Annotated in this window: 15 protein-coding genes; 8 read left to right on the forward strand and 7 right to left on the reverse strand. The window is 72.3% G+C overall.

All coding sequences use genetic code 11. The features are described 5' to 3' along the window. Window positions 1–21: 21 nt before the first annotated feature. From trpM to lgt, 5 genes are all read left to right on the forward strand, one after another. On the forward strand, window positions 22–237 hold the full coding sequence (trpM, locus tag OHS71_RS30290; protein ID WP_328482501.1) for a tryptophan biosynthesis modulator TrpM: 216 nt from the start codon (window positions 22–24) through the stop codon (window positions 235–237). Window positions 238–332: 95 nt separating this feature from the next. Further along, window positions 333–1,616 carry a tryptophan synthase subunit beta gene (gene trpB, locus OHS71_RS30295; protein WP_328482502.1) on the forward strand — a complete coding sequence of 428 codons (1,284 nt, stop codon included), beginning with the start codon at window positions 333–335 and terminating at the stop codon, window positions 1,614–1,616. Further along, window positions 1,613–2,449, forward strand: coding sequence for a tryptophan synthase subunit alpha (trpA, locus tag OHS71_RS30300; RefSeq protein ID WP_328482503.1), 837 nt, complete (start codon window positions 1,613–1,615; stop codon window positions 2,447–2,449). The genes trpB and trpA overlap by 4 nt, the downstream gene beginning before the upstream one ends. A 114-nt stretch (window positions 2,450–2,563) precedes the next feature. After that, window positions 2,564–3,340: a DsbA family protein gene (locus OHS71_RS30305; RefSeq protein WP_328482504.1), complete on the forward strand. Its 777-nt coding sequence runs from the start codon at window positions 2,564–2,566 to the stop codon at window positions 3,338–3,340. A 94-nt stretch (window positions 3,341–3,434) separates the two neighbouring features. After that, on the forward strand, window positions 3,435–4,679 hold the full coding sequence (gene lgt / locus OHS71_RS30310; RefSeq protein WP_328482505.1) for a prolipoprotein diacylglyceryl transferase: 1,245 nt from the start codon (window positions 3,435–3,437) through the stop codon (window positions 4,677–4,679). Window positions 4,680–4,758: 79 nt separating this feature from the next. Here the strand turns inward: lgt and OHS71_RS30315 are convergent, their stop codons facing one another. The 7 genes from OHS71_RS30315 to OHS71_RS30345 all read right to left on the reverse strand — a co-directional run bounded on the left by OHS71_RS30315 (window position 4,759) and on the right by OHS71_RS30345 (window position 12,413). Beyond that, complete coding sequence (locus OHS71_RS30315) at window positions 4,759–5,592, reverse strand: HpcH/HpaI aldolase/citrate lyase family protein (RefSeq protein WP_328482506.1); 834 nt, start codon at window positions 5,590–5,592, stop codon at window positions 4,759–4,761. Continuing rightward, complete coding sequence (locus tag OHS71_RS30320; protein ID WP_328482507.1) at window positions 5,589–6,785, reverse strand: CaiB/BaiF CoA transferase family protein; 1,197 nt, start codon at window positions 6,783–6,785, stop codon at window positions 5,589–5,591. Before OHS71_RS30320 ends, OHS71_RS30315 begins: the two co-directional genes overlap by 4 nt. Then, window positions 6,782–6,991: a hypothetical protein gene (locus OHS71_RS30325; protein WP_328482508.1), complete on the reverse strand. Its 210-nt coding sequence runs from the start codon at window positions 6,989–6,991 to the stop codon at window positions 6,782–6,784. The genes OHS71_RS30320 and OHS71_RS30325 overlap by 4 nt, the downstream gene beginning before the upstream one ends. After that, the gene (locus OHS71_RS30330; protein ID WP_328482509.1) at window positions 6,988–8,367 is read right to left on the reverse strand and encodes an ADP-ribosylglycohydrolase family protein; all 1,380 of its coding nucleotides are present in this window, start codon (window positions 8,365–8,367) and stop codon (window positions 6,988–6,990) included. Before OHS71_RS30330 ends, OHS71_RS30325 begins: the two co-directional genes overlap by 4 nt. Further along, entirely contained in the window at window positions 8,355–9,530 is a 1,176-nt protein-coding gene (locus tag OHS71_RS30335) for an ADP-ribosylglycohydrolase family protein (RefSeq protein WP_328482510.1), read from the reverse strand. The genes OHS71_RS30330 and OHS71_RS30335 overlap by 13 nt, the downstream gene beginning before the upstream one ends. A 7-nt stretch (window positions 9,531–9,537) precedes the next feature. Beyond that, window positions 9,538–11,034: an ADP-ribosylglycohydrolase family protein gene (locus OHS71_RS30340; protein WP_443047178.1), complete on the reverse strand. Its 1,497-nt coding sequence runs from the start codon at window positions 11,032–11,034 to the stop codon at window positions 9,538–9,540. Window positions 11,035–11,285: 251 nt separating this feature from the next. Continuing rightward, complete coding sequence (locus tag OHS71_RS30345; protein ID WP_328482511.1) at window positions 11,286–12,413, reverse strand: ADP-ribosylglycohydrolase family protein; 1,128 nt, start codon at window positions 12,411–12,413, stop codon at window positions 11,286–11,288. Window positions 12,414–12,740: 327 nt separating this feature from the next. Between OHS71_RS30345 and OHS71_RS30350 the strand changes: the two genes are divergently transcribed. The 3 genes from OHS71_RS30350 (at window position 12,741) to OHS71_RS30360 (ending at window position 19,910) form a co-directional block, all read left to right on the forward strand. Continuing rightward, on the forward strand, window positions 12,741–13,472 hold the full coding sequence (locus tag OHS71_RS30350; RefSeq protein ID WP_328482512.1) for a VIT1/CCC1 transporter family protein: 732 nt from the start codon (window positions 12,741–12,743) through the stop codon (window positions 13,470–13,472). Between the two features lie 383 nt (window positions 13,473–13,855). After that, the gene (gene gltB, locus OHS71_RS30355) at window positions 13,856–18,454 is read left to right on the forward strand and encodes a glutamate synthase large subunit (RefSeq protein ID WP_328482513.1); all 4,599 of its coding nucleotides are present in this window, start codon (window positions 13,856–13,858) and stop codon (window positions 18,452–18,454) included. After that, complete coding sequence (locus OHS71_RS30360; protein ID WP_328482514.1) at window positions 18,447–19,910, forward strand: glutamate synthase subunit beta; 1,464 nt, start codon at window positions 18,447–18,449, stop codon at window positions 19,908–19,910. Before gltB ends, OHS71_RS30360 begins: the two co-directional genes overlap by 8 nt. The last annotated feature ends 6 nt before the right edge of the window (window positions 19,911–19,916 follow it).

Genomic DNA, 19,916 nt, shown 5'->3' on the forward strand with positions numbered 1-19,916 from the left:
GACCCCGCTAGGCTTGCCCCGATGACTCCGACGACGCCCGGGACGATCACGGACCGGTACGCCCGCCTGGCGCGCGGCTGCCGCCCGCGGGGCTGCCGCGCGCCCGCCCGCAGGGTGCACGGCCGCCGGGTCCGGTACGTCATCGGCGACGAGCCGGGCCAGGTGAACGGCATGCGATGGCAGCGGCGCCCCGCCAGGGGCGCGGGGCTCGGTCGGCCATGCGGCTTCGCCGCGTGAGCGCGACCGGCCACGGACGGCCCGCGGCCGTCTGACAGACCCCGCCCCCACGGCGATTCGTGTTCACCCACACCGTCTCACCGTGAGGTTTCCGCATGCCCAGCGAGTTCTTCATTCCCGACCCCGAGGGTCTGGTCCCCAGCGCCGAAGGCTACTTCGGCGCGTTCGGCGGCAAGTTCATCCCGGAGGCCCTCGTCGCCGCCGTGGACGAGGTCGCCGTCGAGTACGACAAGGCCAAGCACGACCCGGAGTTCGCCCGCGAACTCGACGACCTGCTCGTGCACTACACCGGCCGCCCCAGCTCCCTCACCGAGGTGCCCCGGTTCGCCGAACACGCCGGCGGCGCCCGGGTCTTCCTCAAGCGCGAGGACCTGAACCACACCGGCTCCCACAAGATCAACAACGTGCTCGGTCAGGCGCTGCTCACCAGGCGGATGGGCAAGACGCGCGTGATCGCCGAGACCGGCGCCGGACAGCACGGCGTGGCGACGGCCACCGCCTGCGCCCTCTTCGGGCTCGAGTGCACCATCTACATGGGCGAGATCGACACCCAGCGGCAGGCCCTCAACGTGGCCCGCATGCGCATGCTGGGCGCCGAGGTCGTCGCCGTGAAGTCCGGCAGCCGCACCCTGAAGGACGCCATCAACGAGGCGTTCCGCGACTGGGTCGCCAACGTCGACCGCACGCACTACCTCTTCGGCACGGTCGCGGGGCCCCACCCCTTCCCGGCCATGGTCCGTGACTTCCACCGGGTCATCGGCGTCGAGGCCCGCCGCCAGATCCTGGAGCGCGCCGGACGCCTGCCCGACGCGGCCGTCGCCTGCGTCGGCGGCGGCTCCAACGCCATCGGCCTCTTCCACGCCTTCATCCCGGACGCCGGCGTCCGGCTCGTCGGCTGCGAACCGGCCGGTCACGGCATCGAGACAGGCGAGCACGCGGCGACCCTGACCGCGGGCGAGCCCGGCATCCTGCACGGCTCACGCTCTTACGTCCTCCAGGACGACGAGGGTCAGATCACCGAGCCGTACTCCATCTCCGCGGGTCTGGACTACCCGGGCATCGGCCCCGAGCACTCCTACCTCAAGGACACCGGCCGCGGCGAGTACCGCGCGGTCACCGACGACGCGGCGATGCAGGCGCTGCGTCTGCTGTCGCGCACCGAGGGCATCATCCCCGCCATCGAGAGCGCGCACGCGCTGGCCGGAGCCCTGGAGCTCGGCAAGGAACTCGGCAAGGACGGGCTGATCGTCGTCAACCTGTCGGGTCGCGGCGACAAGGACATGGACACGGCCGCCCGCTACTTCGGCCTGTACGACACCGACGGCGAGGTCGCCGCCAACGCGGCGGACACCGCCGAGATCGAGGGGGACGCCAAGTGAGCGGGGCCGCATTCACCGGTGGGAACAGCAGGCTGCTGTCGGACACCCTTGCCGCCGCCAAGGCGCAGGACCGCGCCGCTCTCATCGCTTACCTCCCGGCCGGTTTCCCGACCGTGGACGGCGGCATCGAGGCGATCAAGGCCGTCTTCGACGGCGGCGCGGATGTCGTCGAGGTCGGTCTGCCGCACAGCGACCCCGTTCTCGACGGCCCGGTCATCCAGACCGCCGACGACATCGCCCTGCGCGGCGGGGTGCGGATCGCGGACGTCATGCGGACGGTCCGGGAGGCCTTCGAGGCCACCGGGAAGCCGGTCCTCGTCATGACGTACTGGAACCCGATCGACCGCTACGGCGTCGAGCGCTTCACCGCCGAACTGGCCGAGGCGGGCGGAGCGGGCTGCATCCTGCCCGACCTGCCGGTCCAGGAGTCGGCGCTGTGGAGGGAACACGCGCACAAGCACGGTCTCGCGACGGTCTTCGTCGTGGCGCCGAGCAGCCAGGACGCGCGGCTCGCGCAGATCACCGAGGCGGGCAGCGGCTTCGTCTACGCCGCCTCGCTGATGGGCGTGACCGGCACCCGTGAGTCGGTGGGCACCCAGGCCCAGGACCTGGTCGAGCGGACCAGGGCCACCGGCACCGGTCTGCCCGTCTGCGTCGGCCTCGGCGTCTCCGACGCGGCCCAGGCCGCGGAGGTGGCCGCCTTCGCCGACGGCGTGATCGTCGGCTCGGCCTTCGTCAAGCGGATGCTGGACGCGCCCGACGACGCGGCCGGCGTCGAGGCGGTGCGCGCACTCGCGGGTGAGCTGGCGAGGGGCGTACGCCGACAGGCGTAGCCAGGACAAGAGGAACAGAGCGGGACATTTCCGCGGAGATGTCCATGGGTCACTCGAACGGGTGGACCTGGGACCGGGGAGGCGCAATGCGCCTCCCCGGTTCGTTCTGGGGGTGTGAGCGAGAAGAATCGTGCGGGAAAGCGCACCGCCAGGGAGCGGCTGGCGGTCGAGCGAGAGAAACAGAAGGCCGTGGAGCGGCGTCGGCGGACGCTGATCGTCGCCTCCAGCGTCCTCTGCGTCCTGGGCCTGGCGGCGGTGATCGGAGTGGTCGCCGCGAACTCCGGAAAGGACGACAGCAGCGACAAGGCGGGCCCGGTCGTGGCGCCCTCGGGGGCCCAGGGCCAGGACGCGCTCGCGATCCCCGTCGGCAAGGACGGCGCCACGTCCACGCTCACGGTGTGGGAGGACTTCCGCTGCCCGGCCTGCAAGGCCTTCGAGACGGCGTACCGCCCCACGATCCACGAACTGACGGACGCCGGGAAGCTCAGGGTCGAGTACCACCTGGCGACCCTCATCGACGGCAACATGGGCGGCAGCGGCTCCCGTAACGCGGCCAACGCGGCGGCCTGCGCGCAGGACGCCGGGAAGTTCCCCGCCTACCACGACGTGCTGTACGAGAACCAGCCGGAGGAGACGGACGACGCCTTCGCCGAGAACGGCAAGCTCCTCGGGCTCGCTGCCAAGGTGGACGGCCTCGACACGCCCGCGTTCCGTACCTGTGTAGAGGACGGCACCCACAACAGCTGGGTCGCGAAGTCCAACCAGGCCTTCCAGAACGGCCATTTCGGCGGTACTCCCACCGTGCTCTTCAACGGCAAGAACATCTACGCGGACCAGTCGATGACGCCGGCGAAGCTGAAGAAGATGGTGGAGGAGGCCGACAAGGGGTGACCGGGGCCGGCGGCCCCTCACTGCCGCCCGTTATGGAGCCGTAGCCGGGCTGCCTGCCGTCGGCCCGGTCCGGCACGGTAGCGTCGACCCTGCCATGGAACTTGCCTACATTCCCAGCCCGTCGCACGGGGTGCTGTATCTCGGCCCCGTTCCGCTGCGCGGCTACGCGTTCTGCATCATCATCGGCGTCTTCGTCGCGGTCTGGCTCGGCAACAGGCGCTGGGTCGCCCGTGGCGGGCAGACCGGCACGGTGGCCGACATCGCCGTCTGGGCGGTGCCCTTCGGCCTGGTCGGCGGCCGGCTCTATCACGTGATCACGGACTACGAGCTGTACTTCAGCGAGGGCCGTGACTGGGTGGACGCCTTCAAGGTCTGGGAGGGCGGCCTCGGTATCTGGGGCGCGATCGCGCTCGGAGCGGTGGGCGCGTGGATCGGCTGCCGCCGCCGGGGCATCGCACTGCCCGCGTACGCCGACGCCATCGCGCCCGGCATCGCGCTCGCCCAGGCGATCGGCCGCTGGGGCAACTGGTTCAACCAGGAGCTGTACGGCAAGGAGACCGACCTCCCCTGGGCCCTGCACATCACCTCCTCGGCGGACGGCCGGGTACCCGGCTACTACCAGCCGACGTTCCTGTACGAGTCGCTGTGGTGCGTCGCCGTCGCCCTCCTCGTCATCTGGGCCGACCGCCGCTTCAAGCTGGGGCACGGGCGGGTCTTCGCGCTGTACGTCGCCGCGTACTGCGTGGGCCGCGCGTGGATCGAGTACATGCGGGTCGACGACGCCCACCACATCCTCGGCCTGCGGCTGAACGACTGGACCGCGCTGGTCGTGTTCCTGCTCGCGGTGACCTACTTCGTGATCTCGGCGAAGAAGCGGCCGGGGCGCGAGGCCGTGGTCGAGCCGGGCGCGGATGCCTCCGGCGGCGGGACGGAGGCCGAGGGCGCCGACGAGGGCACGTCGAAGGACGCGTCGAAGAGCGAGGCCGACGGCGACGCGAAGTCCGACGCCGAGGGTGATCCGAAGGACGACGGCGAAGCGAAGGCCGAGACCGGCACGAAGGCCGAGACCGGCACGAAGGTCGAGACCGGCACGAAGGCCGAGTCCGACGTGAAGTCCGATGCCGCGACGGACGCCGGGGCGAAGTCCGGCGCCGACGTGAAGCGCGCCGGGGGCGCCAGGGCCGACGGCGCCGCCGAGGCGGCGGCCGAGGTCAAGGCCGCCGCCGACGCCACAGCCACGGTCAGGGCCGACGCGGACGGGCAGCGCGAGGCCGAGGAACCCGGCGGGGCCAAGGCCGAGGCCAGGGACGAAGCAGGGTCGGCCGGCAAGAAGGGCTGACGGCCGCAGGCCGTACGACGACGAGGGCGCCCGGGGTCACCCCGGGCGCCCTCGTCGTGTGGGGGCGGGCAGGGAGGCCTCAGCCTCCGCGGGCCGCCAGGGAAAGGGTGCGCCGGGCAGCCGCCACCACGGCCGCGTCGATGAACCGGCCGTCCGGGAGCGCCTGGGCGCCCTGGTCCGTGGCCGCCGCCTTCACGATCGTCTCGGCCTCCTCCAGTTCCTGCCGGGTGGGCAGGTAGGCCTGCTCGATGATCGGCAGCTGGCGGGGGTGGATGGCGGCGCGGCCCAGGAAGCCGAGGGTACGGCCTCGGGCGCAGCTGGTGGCCAGGCCCTCCAGGTCGCGGATGTCGGGGTGGACCGACTGCGGCGGGGGCGCCAGGCCGGCGGCCCGGGCGGCGACCACGACCCGGGCGCGGGACCAGTCGAGGCCGGCGTCGTCGCGGACGCCCAGGTCGGCCCGCAAATCCGCCTCGCCGAGGGCGATTCCGCGCAGGGAGGGGTGGGCGCGGGCGATGGCGTAGGCGTGTTCGATGCCGAGTGCCGTCTCCAGGAGGGCGTGGAGGGGGGTGGCTCCACGGTCCGCGGGCGGGATGCTCTCGGCGACGCGGGTGACCTGGTGCGGGGACGTCACTTTCGGCAGGCGCAGCGCGGAGACCCCGGGGAGGGCGGCCACCGTGCGGAGGTCCTCAGCGGCGAACGGGCTGTCCAGGGCGTTCACCCGGACGTGCACCGGGACCGGCTGGGGCTCGCCCAGGCGTTCGGCGGTGGCCGTGCGGGCGTACTCCTTGCGGTCCGGGGCGACCGCGTCCTCCAGGTCGACGATCACGACGTCGGCGCCGCAGGCGAGGGCCTTGGTGACGGTCTCCGGGCGGTCGCCGGGGACGTAGAGCCAGGTCAGAGGGGTCTTGTTCACAGGGCGCCCGCCTCGCGCAGGGAGGTCAGCTCGGCCGGGGTCAGGCCCAGTTCGGTCAGGACCGCCTCTGTGTCGGCGCCGTGCGGGCGGCCGGTCCAGCGGATCGCGCCGGGGGTGGAGGAGAGCCGGAAGAGGACGTTCTGCATGCGGATCCGGCCCAGTTCCGGATCGTCGACCGCGGTGATCGTGTCGAGCGCCTGGTACTGGGGGTCCGTCATCACGTCCCGCACGTCCTGGACCGGGGCGATCGCCGCCTCCGCCTTCTCGAAGGCGGCGAGCACCTCGGTGCGGTCGCGGGCGGCGATCCAGCCGCCGACCGCCTCGTCGAGGAGGTCGGCGTGGGCGGCCCGGTCGGCGCCGGTCGCGAACCAGGGCTCCTCGATCAGCTCGGGTCGGCCGACCAGGCGCAGCACGCGCTCCGCGACCGACTGGGCGGACGTGGAGACGGCGACCCAGCCGCCGTCGGCCGTGCGGTAGGTGTTGCGCGGAGCGTTGTTGGCCGACCGGTTGCCGGTGCGGGCCTGGACGTATCCCAGCTGGTCGTACCAGAGCGGCTGGGGGCCGAGGACGGTGAGGATGGGCTCGATGATCGCCATGTCGACGACCTGCCCCTCGCCGGTGCGGTCGCGCGCGGCGAGGGCCGTCATGACGGCGTAGGCGGTGGCCAGGCCGGCGATCGAGTCGGCCAGGCCGAAGGGCGGGAGGGTCGGGGACGCGTCCGGTTCTCCGGTGATCGCCGCGAACCCGCTCATCGCCTCGGCGAGGGTGCCGAAGCCGGGGCGGTGTGCGTAGGGGCCGAACTGACCGAAGGCGGTGACCCGGGCGAGGACGAGACCGGGGTTGGCCGCCGACAGCGCGTCCCAGCCGAGGTCCCACTTCTCCAGGGTGCCGGGGCGGAAGTTCTCGATGATCACGTCGGCAGTGGCGGCCAGCCGCAGCAGTGTGGCGCGGCCGCCGGGCTTGGAGAGGTCGAGGGTGATGGTCCGCTTGTTGCGGCCGAGGAGTTTCCACCAGAGGCCCACGCCGTCCTTCGACGGGCCGTGGCCCCGGGAAGGGTCCGGCCGGGTGGGGTGCTCGACCTTGACGACCTCCGCGCCGAAGTCGCCGAGCATGGTGGCGGCGAGGGGGCCGGCGAAGAGGGTGGCCAGGTCGAGGACGCGGACACCGTGCAGGGGAGGGGTCTTCTCGGTCATGACGCGCACGCCGTCCCGGTCTCGGAGCGGGAGGGCGTCGAGGCGGTGGCGCCCGGACGGGCGGCGGTGAGCGCCCGGGCGGCGCGCCTGCCGCCGGGGATCGTGCGGCACCGCCGTCGCGTCCCGCTCCGCCCGGGCCGCGGGGGCTGCTCGGGGCGGGCGACGAGGTCCGTGTCCGTGCCGCCGGGCACGACGATGTCGGTCATGGGCGGGAAGCCTCCCGGTGGGTGAGGGACCAGGTGAGGTGGGCCAGGGCGTCGAAGCCGACGCCGTTGAGGTCGGCGACCGAGGTGGCCAGGCGGTTCTTGAGGGGAGCCGTCCAGCGGTCGGGGAGGGCGGCCGGGTCGCCGGTGAGCAGGGCGGCGATCCCGCCGGCCGTCGCGCCGACCGAGTCGGTGTCCAGGCCGCCGGACACCGCACGGCCGATGGAGCCGGTGAAGTCGCCGTCCGCGTGGGTGAGGGCGGCGGCGAGCAGGGCGGTGTTGGGGACGGCGTGGACCCAGTGGTATCCCCTGTGGGTGGCGTGGAGTTCGTCCACCACGGTGTCGAAGTCGGGGTGTTCCGCCGCGAGCCGGACGGCGTGGGTGACGGCCAGCGCGAGGCGGGAGCGGGGCGGGACGACGGTCAGGCCGGCGCGCAGACAGGCGTGGACGTCCTGGGCGCCGGTCGCCGCCGTGGCGATGGTGGCCGCCGTGAACATCGCCGCGTGGACGCCGCTCGCGGTGTGCGTGAGGGTGGCGTCGCGGTGGGCCTGCTCGGCAGCCGCCGCCGGGTCCCCGGGGTTGGTCCAGCCGTGGACGTCGGCGCGGATGAGGGCGCCGATCCACTCGCGGAAGGGGTTGCGGTGGCGGGCGGTGAGCGGGGGTTCGATGCCGCACAGGAGGTTGCGCAGGGCGACGCGTTCGGCGGTGAAGGTGCGTCCCGCCGGGAGTTCGTCGAGCCAGAGCCCGGCCACGTCCGCGGTGGTGAAGTCCCTGCCATGGCGTTGCAGCAGCAGGAGGTTGAGGAGCGGGTAGTTGAGGTCGTCGTCCTCGGGCATGCCGTCGATGTTCTCCGCGAGGGAGGTGGTCGCCGAGCGGCGGTTCCAGGGGTGAGCCTCGAGGAGGGGCCGAGGGACTCCCCGAGCGGTGAAGTACTGGCTGAGCGGCCAGTTGCCGGTGGCCCGGGCGAGTTCACGGACGGCGTCCAGCGGCAGTTTCTCGACCGGTTTGCCCAGCAGGCAGCCGGCGGCCCGGCCCAGCCAGGCCGCTTCCAGGGCGGCCGGGGCGGGGGCCGCCGGGTGGGCGCCGGCCGGCCGGTCCGGCCACTGCGGGCACAGGGCCCTGATCCTGCCCAGGTCGGTCGGCTCGTGTTCCGTCAACCGGCTGGGCAGGTCGGCCAGTTCGTCCATCAGGTCCTCCGCGAGGAGGCGCAGGTAGCGCGAGGCGGGCTGGGGGGACGCGCCCGCCCTGACCGGCGCCTCGCAGCCGCCGGCCGCTTTCCAGCGCGCGGCGATCGCCCAGGGCTCACGGCCGTCCTCGGCTGCCTGGCGCAGTTCGTGACCGAGGAGGTCCTCGGGCTGGACCCAGGTCAGTCGGAGCACCGCGGGCCTCCGAGTGCGGAGAACGCCTGCTCGTGCGCGCGGCGCAGGCGGACGTCGCGGTCGAACATCTCCCGGGTGACCTCGGCGAGTGCCGCCGCGGGCTGCCAGAGGTCGAGGCGGCTGGCGTCCGCGACCTGCTTGGCCCAGTCGTCGGGGACCGGTGAGCCGAGGGCCCCCGCCACCGCGCCCGCCATCGTCGCGATCGAGTCGCAGTCGCGGCCGTAGTTGACCGCGCCCAGGACCGCCTGCCGGTAGTCGCCGTCGGCCACCAGCAACATTCCGAGGGCGACGGGCAGTTCCTCGATCGCATGCAGGCGGGAGGGGCGGCGGGCGGCCAGTGAGGGCCGGCGGTAGTCGGGCCCCACCGTGTCGTACGGCGTCAACGCCTCCCGCAGCGGGACCAGCGCGGACTCGAAGTCGGTGTACCGGGTCGCCGTTTCGCAGACCTTCTCGATCGCCGTGCGGGTGCCGTCCCGGGCCAGCTCCAGACACGCCGCGACGACGGTCTGCGTCGTCGCGCCCGGCGCACAGGCGGCGGCCACCGCCGCCGCGAAGACTCCCGCCGCCTCCCGGCCGTACGACGACTGGTGGGCGCCCGCGATGTCCAGCGCCTCGGCGTACGCGCCCGCCGGGTTGGCCGCGTTGACCAGGCCCACCGGGGCCATGTACATCGCCGCACCGCAGTTGACGATGTTGCCGACGCCTGCCTCCCGCGGGTCGACATGGCCGTAGTGGAGCCGGGTCACCAGCCATTTCTCCGCCAGGAAGATCCGGTGGAGGGGAAGTGCCTCCGCCTCGAGCTCCGGGATCCAGCGCGGTGTCGTCAAGAGGTCGGGGACCAGGTGGTCGGCGATCGCGTAGGCGTCCAGGTGATCGCGGACCGTGGCGTAGACCCTGATCAGCGCGTGGGTCATCAAGGTGTCGTCGGTGACGTGTCCGTCGCCCTTGTGGTAGGGGGCGAGAGGGCGGGCGGTGCGCCAGTCGTCGCCGTTCCAGGGGCCGACGATCCCGTGGACGCGGCTGCCGTGGCGCTGGAGGATCTGCTCGGGGGAGTAGCCCTCGACGGGACCGCCGAGGGCGTCGCCGACGGCCGCGCCGACGAGGGCGGCAGTGATGCGCTCTTCCAGGGCGGGTCCGGTGTTTTGTTGCGTTCTGGGCTTCATGCCCGAATCATCCACCTGGTGGGGCCGGTTGTGCGGCTTCCAGGAGTCCGGCGAGTTCCACCAGGTCGGTCCCGGTGAGCCGGGGCAGTACGCAGCCGGAGAGGGTGCGGCAGCTGTCCCGCCAGGAGGCCGGGATCGCGGAGCAGCCGCCCAACGCGCCGGTCAGCGCGCCCGCCAGGGCGGGGGCCGAGTCGGCGACCCTGGAGAGACAGGCCGCCGCCGGAACCGCTTCGCGGATCCGGCCGCCGGACCCGGTCACCAGCGCCAGGGCCACCGGGACGGTCTCCGCCGCGGCGATCCCGTAGCTGTAGACGTGGTCGACGATCTGGTGTTCCAGGAGCGGAACGAGCGCGAAGGCGCTGTCGGCCTCGCGGGTCAGCGCGAGGGCGTGCCGGGCGTTGCGGCCGATCTCCGTGTGCGCGGGGAGTTCGGCGAGCGCCGCCGTCACACAGGCCTCGGGGCCGGCGCCGACGAGGGCCAGGGCGACAGCCGCCGCCATGGCGCGGGCACCGTGCACGCCGTCGCCGTCCTGGGTGTAGCGGGCGTCGAACTCGGCGAGCTCGGCCGCCCCTCGGGGGTCGCCGGGGTGGGCCACCGCCAGGACGCAGGCCCGCATACAGGCGGCGTCGTCGAAGTAGTGCGGGTTGTCGTGGCCGGTGGCGGGAGGTCGCAGTCCGGCCGCGAGGTTGCCGAGTCCGGCGCGGACGGAGATACGGGCGCGCAGGGGGAGGACGGCGGACTCGACCTCGGGCGCGCGGTCGGCGGCCGCCGCGACCTCGCAGGCGACGGCGTTCCAGGTGAGGTCGATGGCGGCGCGCATCCGGCGTTCCCGGCTGAGGTCGCCGAGGGCGCTGTCGTCCCCGGCGCGCAGGACGGCCTCCGCCGCGAAGGCCGCCCACTCGGCGTCGTCGGAGGGGCCGAGGCGCAGCGGCTCCGGGGGCTGGTTGAGGGCGATGGGGACGGGGAGGGTGGTCGTCGCGTTGTGTTCGGCGAAGGTGTCGAGCTCGCGGGTGAGGCGGCGGGTCCACTCCGGCATGCGGGCGGCCCTGTGGCGGGCCGCGGGCCAGCCGGCGGCGTCGCCCGCGGCCAGGCCCAGCAGAAGGCCCTCGATGCGGTGCGCGTCCTGCGGGTGGGGGGGTGTCCCGGCCTCGGCTTCGCCCTCGGCGCGGGGCCTCCGGGGGAGAGCGGGTTCCTCGGCCCGGGCTTCGCCCTCGGCCGTGTGGTTCCCACCCGCACCTCCTGTGCGGCTCTCGTCGTCGGGTGCGGGTGGCCCCCACAGGGCGTCCTCGCCGTCGACGACCTCCAGCGCGTGCGGCTTCGCCGTGGTGGGTGGGGAGGGTGTGGGTGTGGGCGGCTTCGCCGTGGTGGGGGCGGCGGGCGTGGGTGTGTGCGGCTTCGCCTCTAGCGTGTGCGGCTTCGCCGTGGTGGGTGGGGAGGGTGTGGGTGTGGGCGGCTTCGCCGTGGTGGGGGCGGCGGGCGTGGGTGTGTGCGGCTTCGCCTCCAGCGTGTGCGGCTTCGCCGTGGTGGGGGCGGCGGGCGTGGGTGTGTGCGGCTTCGCCTCCAGCGTGGGTGGCTTCGCCGTGGTGGGTGGGGAAGGCGTGGCGGTCGTGGGTGCATCCGGCTTCGCCGTGGTCGGCGGCGTGTGCGGGTTCGCTGTGGTCTTCGGTGTGTGCGGGTTCGGTGTGGGTGGGGTGGTCGTCGGGGTGCCGACGGAGTCCGTGCCTGTTGCTCCCTCGTCCCACGGTGCGGGCGGTCTCATGTGCTCGCCTCCGTGGCGTCGTTGGCCGCCAGGGTGAAGGCGGTCGGGTCCGGCAGGGTGCAGCGGCCGAGGGTGATCAGGTTCGGTACGAGTTCCTCGACGACCATGCCCTCGCCCCATTTGCCGCCCTCGCCCGGCACCAGCAACTCCGCCACATCCAGCACGTGGTGGCCCGCCATGGACGGCAGACAGCTGCCGCGCGCCGGGCCGATCGCCGCCGCCCACTCCGCAGGGATCGCCGACGCCCCCCTCGTCGCACCGGCCAGCGCGCCCGCCACCGCCGCGGTGGTGTCCGCGTCGCGGCCCATGTTCACCGCTGTGAGAACGGCTTCGCGGAAATCGCCGTCGGCTGCCGCGTACGCGCCGAAGGCCAGGGCGACGGCTTCGGGGGCGAGGTCGGTCCAGGGATAGCCGCCGATGACGACGGCGGAGCGGACCGCCCGTTCGCCCCGGTGGGCCACCGCCACCGCCCGGCGCAGGGAGCGCGCCGTCCAGGAGTCCTCGGGGACCACGGCCAGGGCGGAGGCCACCACCGCCATCGCCGGCGCTCCCGCCATCGCCGCCGCCACTCCCGCCGCGACCGCCTGGCCGCCGTAGATGCCCTCGCCGTCGTGGCTCACCGCGCCGTCGATCGCGACCAGCCGGGCCGCTTCCGCCGGGCGGCCGGCGGCGAAGACGCCGAAGGGGGCCGCGCGCATCGCCAGGCCGTCGCTCCACGCGTGCCGGTGCTGCGCCGAGATGGGCGCGGCCAGGCCCCGGCGGAGGTTCTCCAGGGTGCCGCGTTCGCTGAAGCCCGCACCGCGGAAGGGTCCCTCGTCGAGGTCGGCGATCCACTGGTGCCAGGCCGCCTCGACATGGGCCGGGGTGAGTGCGGAGCCGTGGCGGGCCAGCAGCAGGCCGGAGAAGATCGCGTACTCGGTGTCGTCGGTACCGGCCGGCCGGTCGGCGACGTAGCCCGTGATGCGGCCCCAGCGGGCGCGGATCTCGGAGGGCTTCATGTTCTCCGCCGGGGCGCCCAGGGCGTCTCCCACGGCCAGGCCGAGCAGGGCTCCGCGGGCCCGTTCGCGGAGTGCGGCGGCGTCCCCCGGCGCCGGAACCGAGGGGATGCAGACGGTCGATGCCATACGGGGCCTCTCCTGAGGGGGTCCGCACGGGGCGCGGAGCCCTTTGCGGATGTGTCCCACCATCGGCGGTTGACCTCAGCCTCGGGAGCCTTCATGTCACCCGGTCGACATCTGTGCGGGCTTGCGATCGTATGAGCATTCGAGGGTAAAGCCGCAGGTTAGCGCAGCCTTTCCTTGCTGGCGGACGGGAATTCTCCGGCGTATCTTCAGTGTGTCGAAAAGTGGAATCAATCTAAACTTAGCCTTGCCTCAGCTTGCTGAGCCTCTCCGTAGCACCCGTCGCACCCGAAGCACCCGAAGTGCCCGAAACACCATCTGGGGGATCTCATGGCCATCATCGAGACCGAAGCCGCGCTCCACGAGGCGCACCGTGACAACCACACCCACCGGGATGTCAGCGGGGGCTGGCTGCGGCCCGCCGTCTTCGGCGCGATGGACGGCCTGGTCTCCAACCTCGCCCTGATGACCGGTGTCGCCGGGGGGTCGGTGACGCAGCAGACCGTCGTCATCACCGGCCTGGCCGGTCTCGCCGCCGGCGCCTTCTCGATGGCCGCCGGCGAATACACCTCCGTCGCCTCGCAGCGCGAGCTCGTCGAGGCCGAACTCGACGTCGAGCGGCGGGAGCTGAGGAAGCACCCCAAGGATGAAGAGGCCGAGCTCGCCGCGTTGTACGAGGCCCGGGGCGTCGAGCCGGCGCTGGCCCGCGAGGTCGCCCACCAGCTGTCGCGCGACCCCGAGCAGGCCCTGGAGATCCACGCCCGTGAGGAGCTGGGCATCGATCCCTCCGACCTGCCCTCGCCGCTGGTCGCCGCCGTGTCGAGCTTCGGGTCCTTCGCGCTGGGCGCGCTGCTGCCCGTGCTGCCCTACCTGCTCGGGGCCGCCTCGCTGTGGCCGGCCGTGCTGCTGGCCCTGTTCGGTCTGTTCGGCTGCGGGGCCGTGGTGGCCCGGGTGACCGCGCGGACCTGGTGGTTCAGCGGGCTGCGGCAGCTCGCCCTCGGTGGTGCGGCGGCCGGTGTGACGTACGCCCTGGGCGGCTTGTTCGGAACGGCCGTAGGATAGGGCGGATGCTATGTATGCGTTGGGCCGCATAAATAGTCGTTACCGGCTGGTTTCGAATGCTTAACCAGCGGGCATGAGCCGTAAGCGCTGTGGGCAATGACGCCTCCGGCGCACTTGCGGGGTGAACGACGCCGCTCCCCCCTCGCCTTCCGGCCCGGCGGACTCCGATCAGATCGATCACGTCCCGTCCGGTCCCCACATACTTCCAGCCACGTGCGCGACACCCCCCTCGCGACTCCGTGGCGTCCGCATGCTGGAACGGAGTATCCGGTTCCCGAGAACCGCTCCATCATGTAACCTGCACGAAATTTTGCGTTACGCAGAGGGCCAACGTCGTCCCTTCGCCAGCAGACATGCCACTTGAGACGACGACGGGAGAGCCGATGCGTACGCCGCGCCAGCCGTCCCAGCATTCCGCGAATGGCCAGAACTGGTCCTTCATGGATGCTCGCCCTGCTGCGCAGGGTATGTACGACCCCCGCAACGAGCACGACGCCTGTGGCGTCGGCTTCGTGGCGAACCTCACCGGCGAGGCGAGCCACACGCTGGTCGAGCAGGCGCTCACCGTTCTGCGCAACCTCGAACACCGCGGCGCCACCGGCTCCGAGCCGGACTCCGGCGACGGCGCGGGCATCCTGACCCAGGTCCCGGACGCCTTCTTCCGCGAGGTCGCCGGATTCGCGCTCCCCGAGGCCGGTGGCTACGCCGTCGGTATCGCCTTCCTCCCCGAGGACGGCCTCCAGGACGCCGTCTCACGGATCGACACGATCGCCGCCGACGAGGGCCTCACCGTCCTCGGCTGGCGCGAGGTCCCGGTCGCCCCCGGGCTGCTCGGCGCCACCGCCCGCTCGACGATGCCGGCCTTCCGCCAGATCTTCGTGACGGACAACGCCAGCACGGGCATCGACCTCGACCGCAAGGCGTTCGTGCTGCGCAAGCGCGCCGAGCGCGAGGCCGGCGTCTACTTCCCGTCGCTGTCCGCCCGGACGATCGTCTACAAGGGCATGCTGACCACCGGCCAGCTCGAGCCCTTCTTCCCGGACCTGTCCGACCGCCGCTTCGCCTCGGCCGTGTCGCTCGTCCACTCGCGCTTCTCGACGAACACCTTCCCGTCGTGGCCGCTCGCGCACCCGTACCGCTTCGTCGCGCACAACGGTGAGATCAACACCGTCAAGGGCAACCGCAACTGGATGACCGCCCGCGAGTCGCAGCTCGTCTCCGACCTGTTCGGCAAGGACGAGAAGTCCATCGAGCGGATCTTCCCGGTGTGTACGCCGGACGCCTCCGACTCGGCGTCCTTCGACGAGGTGCTCGAGCTGCTCCACCTCGGTGGCCGCTCGCTGCCCCACTCCGTGCTGATGATGATCCCGGAGGCGTGGGAGAACCACGACTCCATGGACCCGGCCCGGCGCGCCTTCTACGAGTTCCACTCCACGATGATGGAGCCCTGGGACGGCCCGGCCTGTGTCACCTTCACCGACGGCACCCAGGTCGGCGCCGTGCTCGACCGCAACGGTCTGCGCCCCGGCCGCTACTGGGTCACCGACGACGGCCTCGTCGTCCTCGGCTCCGAGGTCGGCGTCCTCGACATCGACCCCGCGAAGGTCGTCCGCAAGGGCCGCCTCCAGCCCGGCCGGATGTTCCTCGTCGACACGGCCGAGCACCGCATCATCGAGGACGACGAGATCAAGGCGCAGCTCGCCGCCGAGAAGCCCTATGCCGAGTGGCTGGAGGCCGGCGAGATCGAACTGGTCGACCTGCCCGAGCGCGAGCACATCGTGCACACGCACGCCTCGGTCACCCGCCGCCAGCAGACCTTCGGCTACACCGAGGAAGAGCTGCGCGTCATCCTCGCGCCGATGGCCAAGACCGCAGGCGAACCGCTCGGTTCCATGGGCACGGACTCGCCGATCGCCGCGCTCTCCGCGCGCCCGCGACTGCTGTTCGACTACTTCACCCAGCTGTTCGCGCAGGTCACCAACCCGCCGCTGGACGCGATCCGCGAGGAGCTCGTCACCTCGCTGCGCTCCTCCCTCGGCCCGCAGGGCAACCTGCTCGAGCCGAGCGCCGCGTCGTGCCGCACGGTCACCCTGCCATTCCCGGTCATCGACAACGACGAGCTGGCCAAGCTCATCCACATCAACGCCGACGGCGACATGCCCGGCTTCAAGGCCGCCACGCTCTCCGGCCTGTACCGGGTGCACGGCGGCGGTGACGCGCTCGCCGCACGCATCGAGGAGATCTGCGCCGAGGCCGACGCGGCCATCGAGAACGGCGCACGCCTCATCGTCCTGTCGGACCGACACTCGGACGCCGAGCACGCCCCCATCCCGTCGCTGCTGCTCACCGCGGCCGTCCACCACCACCTCATCCGCACCAAGCAGCGCACCGAGGTGGGCCTGCTGGTCGAGGCCGGCGACGTCCGCGAGGTCCACCACGTCGCCCTGCTGATCGGCTTCGGCGCCGCCGCCGTCAACCCGTACCTGGCGATGGAGTCCGTCGAGGACCTGCTGCGCGCGGGCACCTTCATCAACGGCCTGGAGCCCGAGCAGGCGATCCGCAACCTGATATACGCGCTCGGCAAGGGCGTCCTGAAGGTCATGTCCAAGATGGGCATCTCGACCGTCGCCTCCTACCGCGGCGCCCAGGTCTTCGAGGCCGTCGGTCTCGACGACGCCTTCGTGGAGAAGTACTTCAACGGCACCGCCACCAAGATCGGCGGCGTCGGCATCGACGTCATCGCCAAGGAGGTCGCCGCCCGGCACGCCAAGGCGTACCCGGCCAGCGGCATCGCGCCGGCCCACCGCGCCCTGGACATAGGCGGCGAGTACCAGTGGCGCCGCGAGGGTGAGCCGCACCTGTTCGACCCGGAGACGGTCTTCCGCCTCCAGCACTCGACGCGCACGGCCAGCTACGACATCTTCAAGAAGTACACGGACCGTGTGAACGAGCAGTCCGAGCGCCTCATGACGCTGCGCGGCCTCTTCGGCTTCAAGTCGGACCGGCAGCCGATCTCCATCGACGAGGTCGAGTCCGTCGACGAGATCGTCAAGCGCTTCTCCACCGGCGCGATGTCGTACGGCTCCATCTCCAAGGAGGCGCACGAGACCCTCGCCATCGCCATGAACCAGTTGGGCGGCAAGTCCAACACCGGTGAGGGCGGCGAGGACGCGGACCGGCTGTACGACCCGGCGCGCCGCTCGTCGATCAAGCAGGTCGCCTCCGGCCGCTTCGGCGTCACCTCCGAGTACCTGGTCAACGCGGACGACATCCAGATCAAGATGGCCCAGGGCGCCAAGCCCGGCGAGGGCGGCCAGCTGCCCGGCCACAAGGTCTACCCGTGGGTCGCCAAGACCCGGCACAGCACCCCCGGTGTCGGCCTGATCTCCCCGCCGCCGCACCACGACATCTACTCCATCGAGGACCTCGCCCAGCTGATCCACGACCTGAAGAACGCGAACCCGCAGGCGCGGATCCACGTGAAGCTGGTCTCCGAGGTCGGCGTCGGCACGGTCGCCGCGGGTGTCTCCAAGGCGCACGCGGACGTCGTGCTCATCTCCGGCCACGACGGCGGCACCGGCGCCTCCCCGCTCACCTCGCTCAAGCACGCGGGCGGCCCCTGGGAGCTCGGCCTCGCCGAGACCCAGCAGACGCTGCTGCTCAACGGCCTGCGCGACCGCATCGTCGTGCAGACCGACGGCCAGCTCAAGACCGGCCGTGACGTGATCATCGCCGCGCTGCTCGGCGCCGAGGAGTTCGGTTTCGCGACCGCGCCGCTCGTCGTCTCCGGCTGCGTCATGATGCGCGTCTGCCACCTCGACACCTGCCCGGTCGGCATCGCCACCCAGAACCCGGTGCTGCGCGACCGCTTCGCCGGCAAGGCGGAGTACGTCGTGAACTTCTTCAGGTTCATCGCCGAAGAGGTCCGCGAGATCCTCGCCGAGCTGGGCTTCCGCACCATCGAGGAGGCCGTCGGCCACGCCGAGGTGCTGGACGTCGAGCGCGCCGTCGACCACTGGAAGGCACAGGGCCTGAACCTGGCCCCGCTGTTCCACGTGCCCGCACTGCCCGAGGGCGCCGCGCTGCACCAGGTCATCACGCAGGACCACGGCCTGGAGAAGGCGCTCGACAACGAGCTGATCAAGCTCGCCGCCGACGCCCTGGCCGCGGACTCCGCGACCGACGCCCAGCCGGTGCGCGCCCAGGTCGCCATCCGCAACATCAACCGCACGGTCGGCACCATGCTCGGCCACGAGGTGACGAAGAAGTTCGGTGGCGCGGGTCTGCCCGAGGACACCATCGACATCACCTTCACCGGTTCCGCCGGCCAGTCCTTCGGCGCCTTCCTCCCGCGCGGTGTCACGCTGCGCCTGGAGGGCGACGCCAACGACTACGTCGGCAAGGGCCTCTCCGGGGGCCGGGTGATCGTCCGTCCCGACCGGGGCGCCGACCACCTCGCCGAGTACTCCACGATCGCGGGCAACACCATCGCCTACGGTGCGACCGGCGGCGAGCTGTTCCTGCGCGGCCGCACCGGTGAGCGGTTCTGCGTCCGCAACTCCGGCGCGACGGTCGTCTCCGAGGGCGTGGGCGACCACGGCTGCGAGTACATGACCGGCGGTCACGCGGTCGTCCTCGGCGAGACGGGCCGCAACTTCGCGGCCGGCATGTCGGGCGGCATCGCCTACGTGATCGACCTGAACCGCGAGAACGTCAACCCGGGCAACCTCGGCGCCGTCGAGACGCCCGGCGAGGCCGACAAGCAGTGGCTGCACGACGTGGTGCGCCGCCACGCCGAGGAGACCGGCTCCACGGTCGCCGCGAAGCTGCTCGCCGACTGGGACGCCGCCGCGGAGCGCTTCAGCAAGATCATCCCCAGCACGTACAAGGCAGTGCTCGCCGCCAAGGACGCCGCCGAGCAGGCGGGACTCTCCGAGTCCGAGATCACCGAGAAGATGATGGAGGCGGCGACCAATGGCTGACCCGAAGGGCTTCCTGAACCACGGCCGTGAGGTCGCCAAGTCCCGTCCGGTCGACGTGCGTCTGAAGGACTGGAACGAGGTCTACGTCCCCGGTTCGCTGCTGCCGATCATCAGCAAGCAGGCCGGCCGCTGCATGGACTGCGGCATCCCGTTCTGCCACAACGGCTGTCCGCTGGGGAACCTGATCCCCGAGTGGAACGACTTCGCGTACCGCGAGGACTGGTCGGCGGCCTCCGAGCGCCTGCACGCCACGAACAACTTCCCGGAGTTCACGGGCCGGCTGTGCCCCGCTCCGTGCGAGTCGGCGTGTGTGCTGGGCATCAACCAGCCGGCCGTCACCATCAAGAACGTCGAGGTCTCGATCATCGACAAGGCGTGGGAGACCGGTGACGTCGCCCCGCAGGCCCCCGAGCGCCTGTCCGGCAAGACCGTCGCGGTCATCGGCTCGGGCCCCGCGGGCCTGGCCGCCGCCCAGCAGCTCACCCGGGCCGGCCACACCGTCGCCGTCTACGAGCGCGCGGACCGCATCGGAGGCCTCCTCCGGTACGGCATCCCCGAGTTCAAGATGGAGAAGCGGCACATCAACCGCCGTATCGAGCAGATGCGCGCGGAGGGCACCCGCTTCCGTACCGGGATCGAGATCGGCCGCGACCTCAAGGCGACCGACCTGAAGAAGCGCTACGACGCCATCGTCATCGCCGCCGGCGCCACGACCGCCCGTGACCTCCCGGTCCCCGGCCGTGAGCTCAAGGGCGTGTACCAGGCGATGGAGTACCTGCCGCTGGCCAACAAGGTCCAGGAGGGCGACTTCGTGGCGCCCCCGATCTCGGCCGAGGGCAAGCACGTCGTGGTCATCGGCGGCGGCGACACCGGCGCCGACTGCGTGGGCACCGCCCACCGGCAGGGCGCGGCCTCGGTCACCCAGCTGGAGATCATGCCCCGCCCGGGCGAGGAGCGGGACGCGGTCTCCCAGCCGTGGCCGACCTTCCCGATGCTGTACAAGGTCACCAGCGCGCACGAGGAGGGCGGCGAGCGGGTCTACTCCGTCTCCACCACCCACTTCGAGGGCGACGAGGACGGCAACGTCCAGTGGCTGCACCTCAGCGAGGTCGAGTTCGTCGACGGCAGGCTGACCCCCAAGCCGGGCACGGAGCGCAAGATCCCCGCCCAGCTGGTCACCCTCGCCATGGGCTTCACCGGCACCGACCGGGAGAACGGCCTGGTGGAGCAGTTCGGTCTGGAGCTCGACGCGCGCGGCAACGTCGCCCGCGACGCCGACTTCCGCACCAACGTCCCCGGCGTGTACGTCGCCGGTGACGCGGGCCGCGGTCAGTCGCTCATCGTGTGGGCGATCGCGGAGGGCCGTTCGGCCGCCCGCGGCGTCGACCGTTTCCTGACCGGCACGAGCGAGCTGCCGGCCCCGATCCGCCCGACGGACCGTTCGCTGCTGGTCTGACGGCCC

The organism is Streptomyces sp. NBC_00377 (genome assembly GCF_036075115.1).
GTDB lineage: Bacteria > Actinomycetota > Actinomycetes > Streptomycetales > Streptomycetaceae > Streptomyces.

Excerpts from the sequence above, each read along its gene's own strand:
- trpM (WP_328482501.1), top strand. The coding sequence starts at position 22 with ATGACTCCGACGACGCCCGGGACGATCACGGACCGGTACGCCCGCCTG.
- trpB (WP_328482502.1), top strand. The coding sequence starts at position 333 with ATGCCCAGCGAGTTCTTCATTCCCGACCCCGAGGGTCTGGTCCCCAGC.
- lgt (WP_328482505.1), top strand. The coding sequence starts at position 3,435 with ATGGAACTTGCCTACATTCCCAGCCCGTCGCACGGGGTGCTGTATCTC.
- OHS71_RS30320 (WP_328482507.1), bottom strand. The coding sequence starts at position 6,785 with ATGACCGAGAAGACCCCTCCCCTGCACGGTGTCCGCGTCCTCGACCTG.
- OHS71_RS30325 (WP_328482508.1), bottom strand. The coding sequence starts at position 6,991 with ATGACCGACATCGTCGTGCCCGGCGGCACGGACACGGACCTCGTCGCC.
- OHS71_RS30335 (WP_328482510.1), bottom strand. The coding sequence starts at position 9,530 with ATGAAGCCCAGAACGCAACAAAACACCGGACCCGCCCTGGAAGAGCGC.
- OHS71_RS30345 (WP_328482511.1), bottom strand. The coding sequence starts at position 12,413 with ATGGCATCGACCGTCTGCATCCCCTCGGTTCCGGCGCCGGGGGACGCC.
- OHS71_RS30350 (WP_328482512.1), top strand. The coding sequence starts at position 12,741 with ATGGCCATCATCGAGACCGAAGCCGCGCTCCACGAGGCGCACCGTGAC.
- gltB (WP_328482513.1), top strand. The coding sequence starts at position 13,856 with ATGCGTACGCCGCGCCAGCCGTCCCAGCATTCCGCGAATGGCCAGAAC.
- OHS71_RS30360 (WP_328482514.1), top strand. The coding sequence starts at position 18,447 with ATGGCTGACCCGAAGGGCTTCCTGAACCACGGCCGTGAGGTCGCCAAG.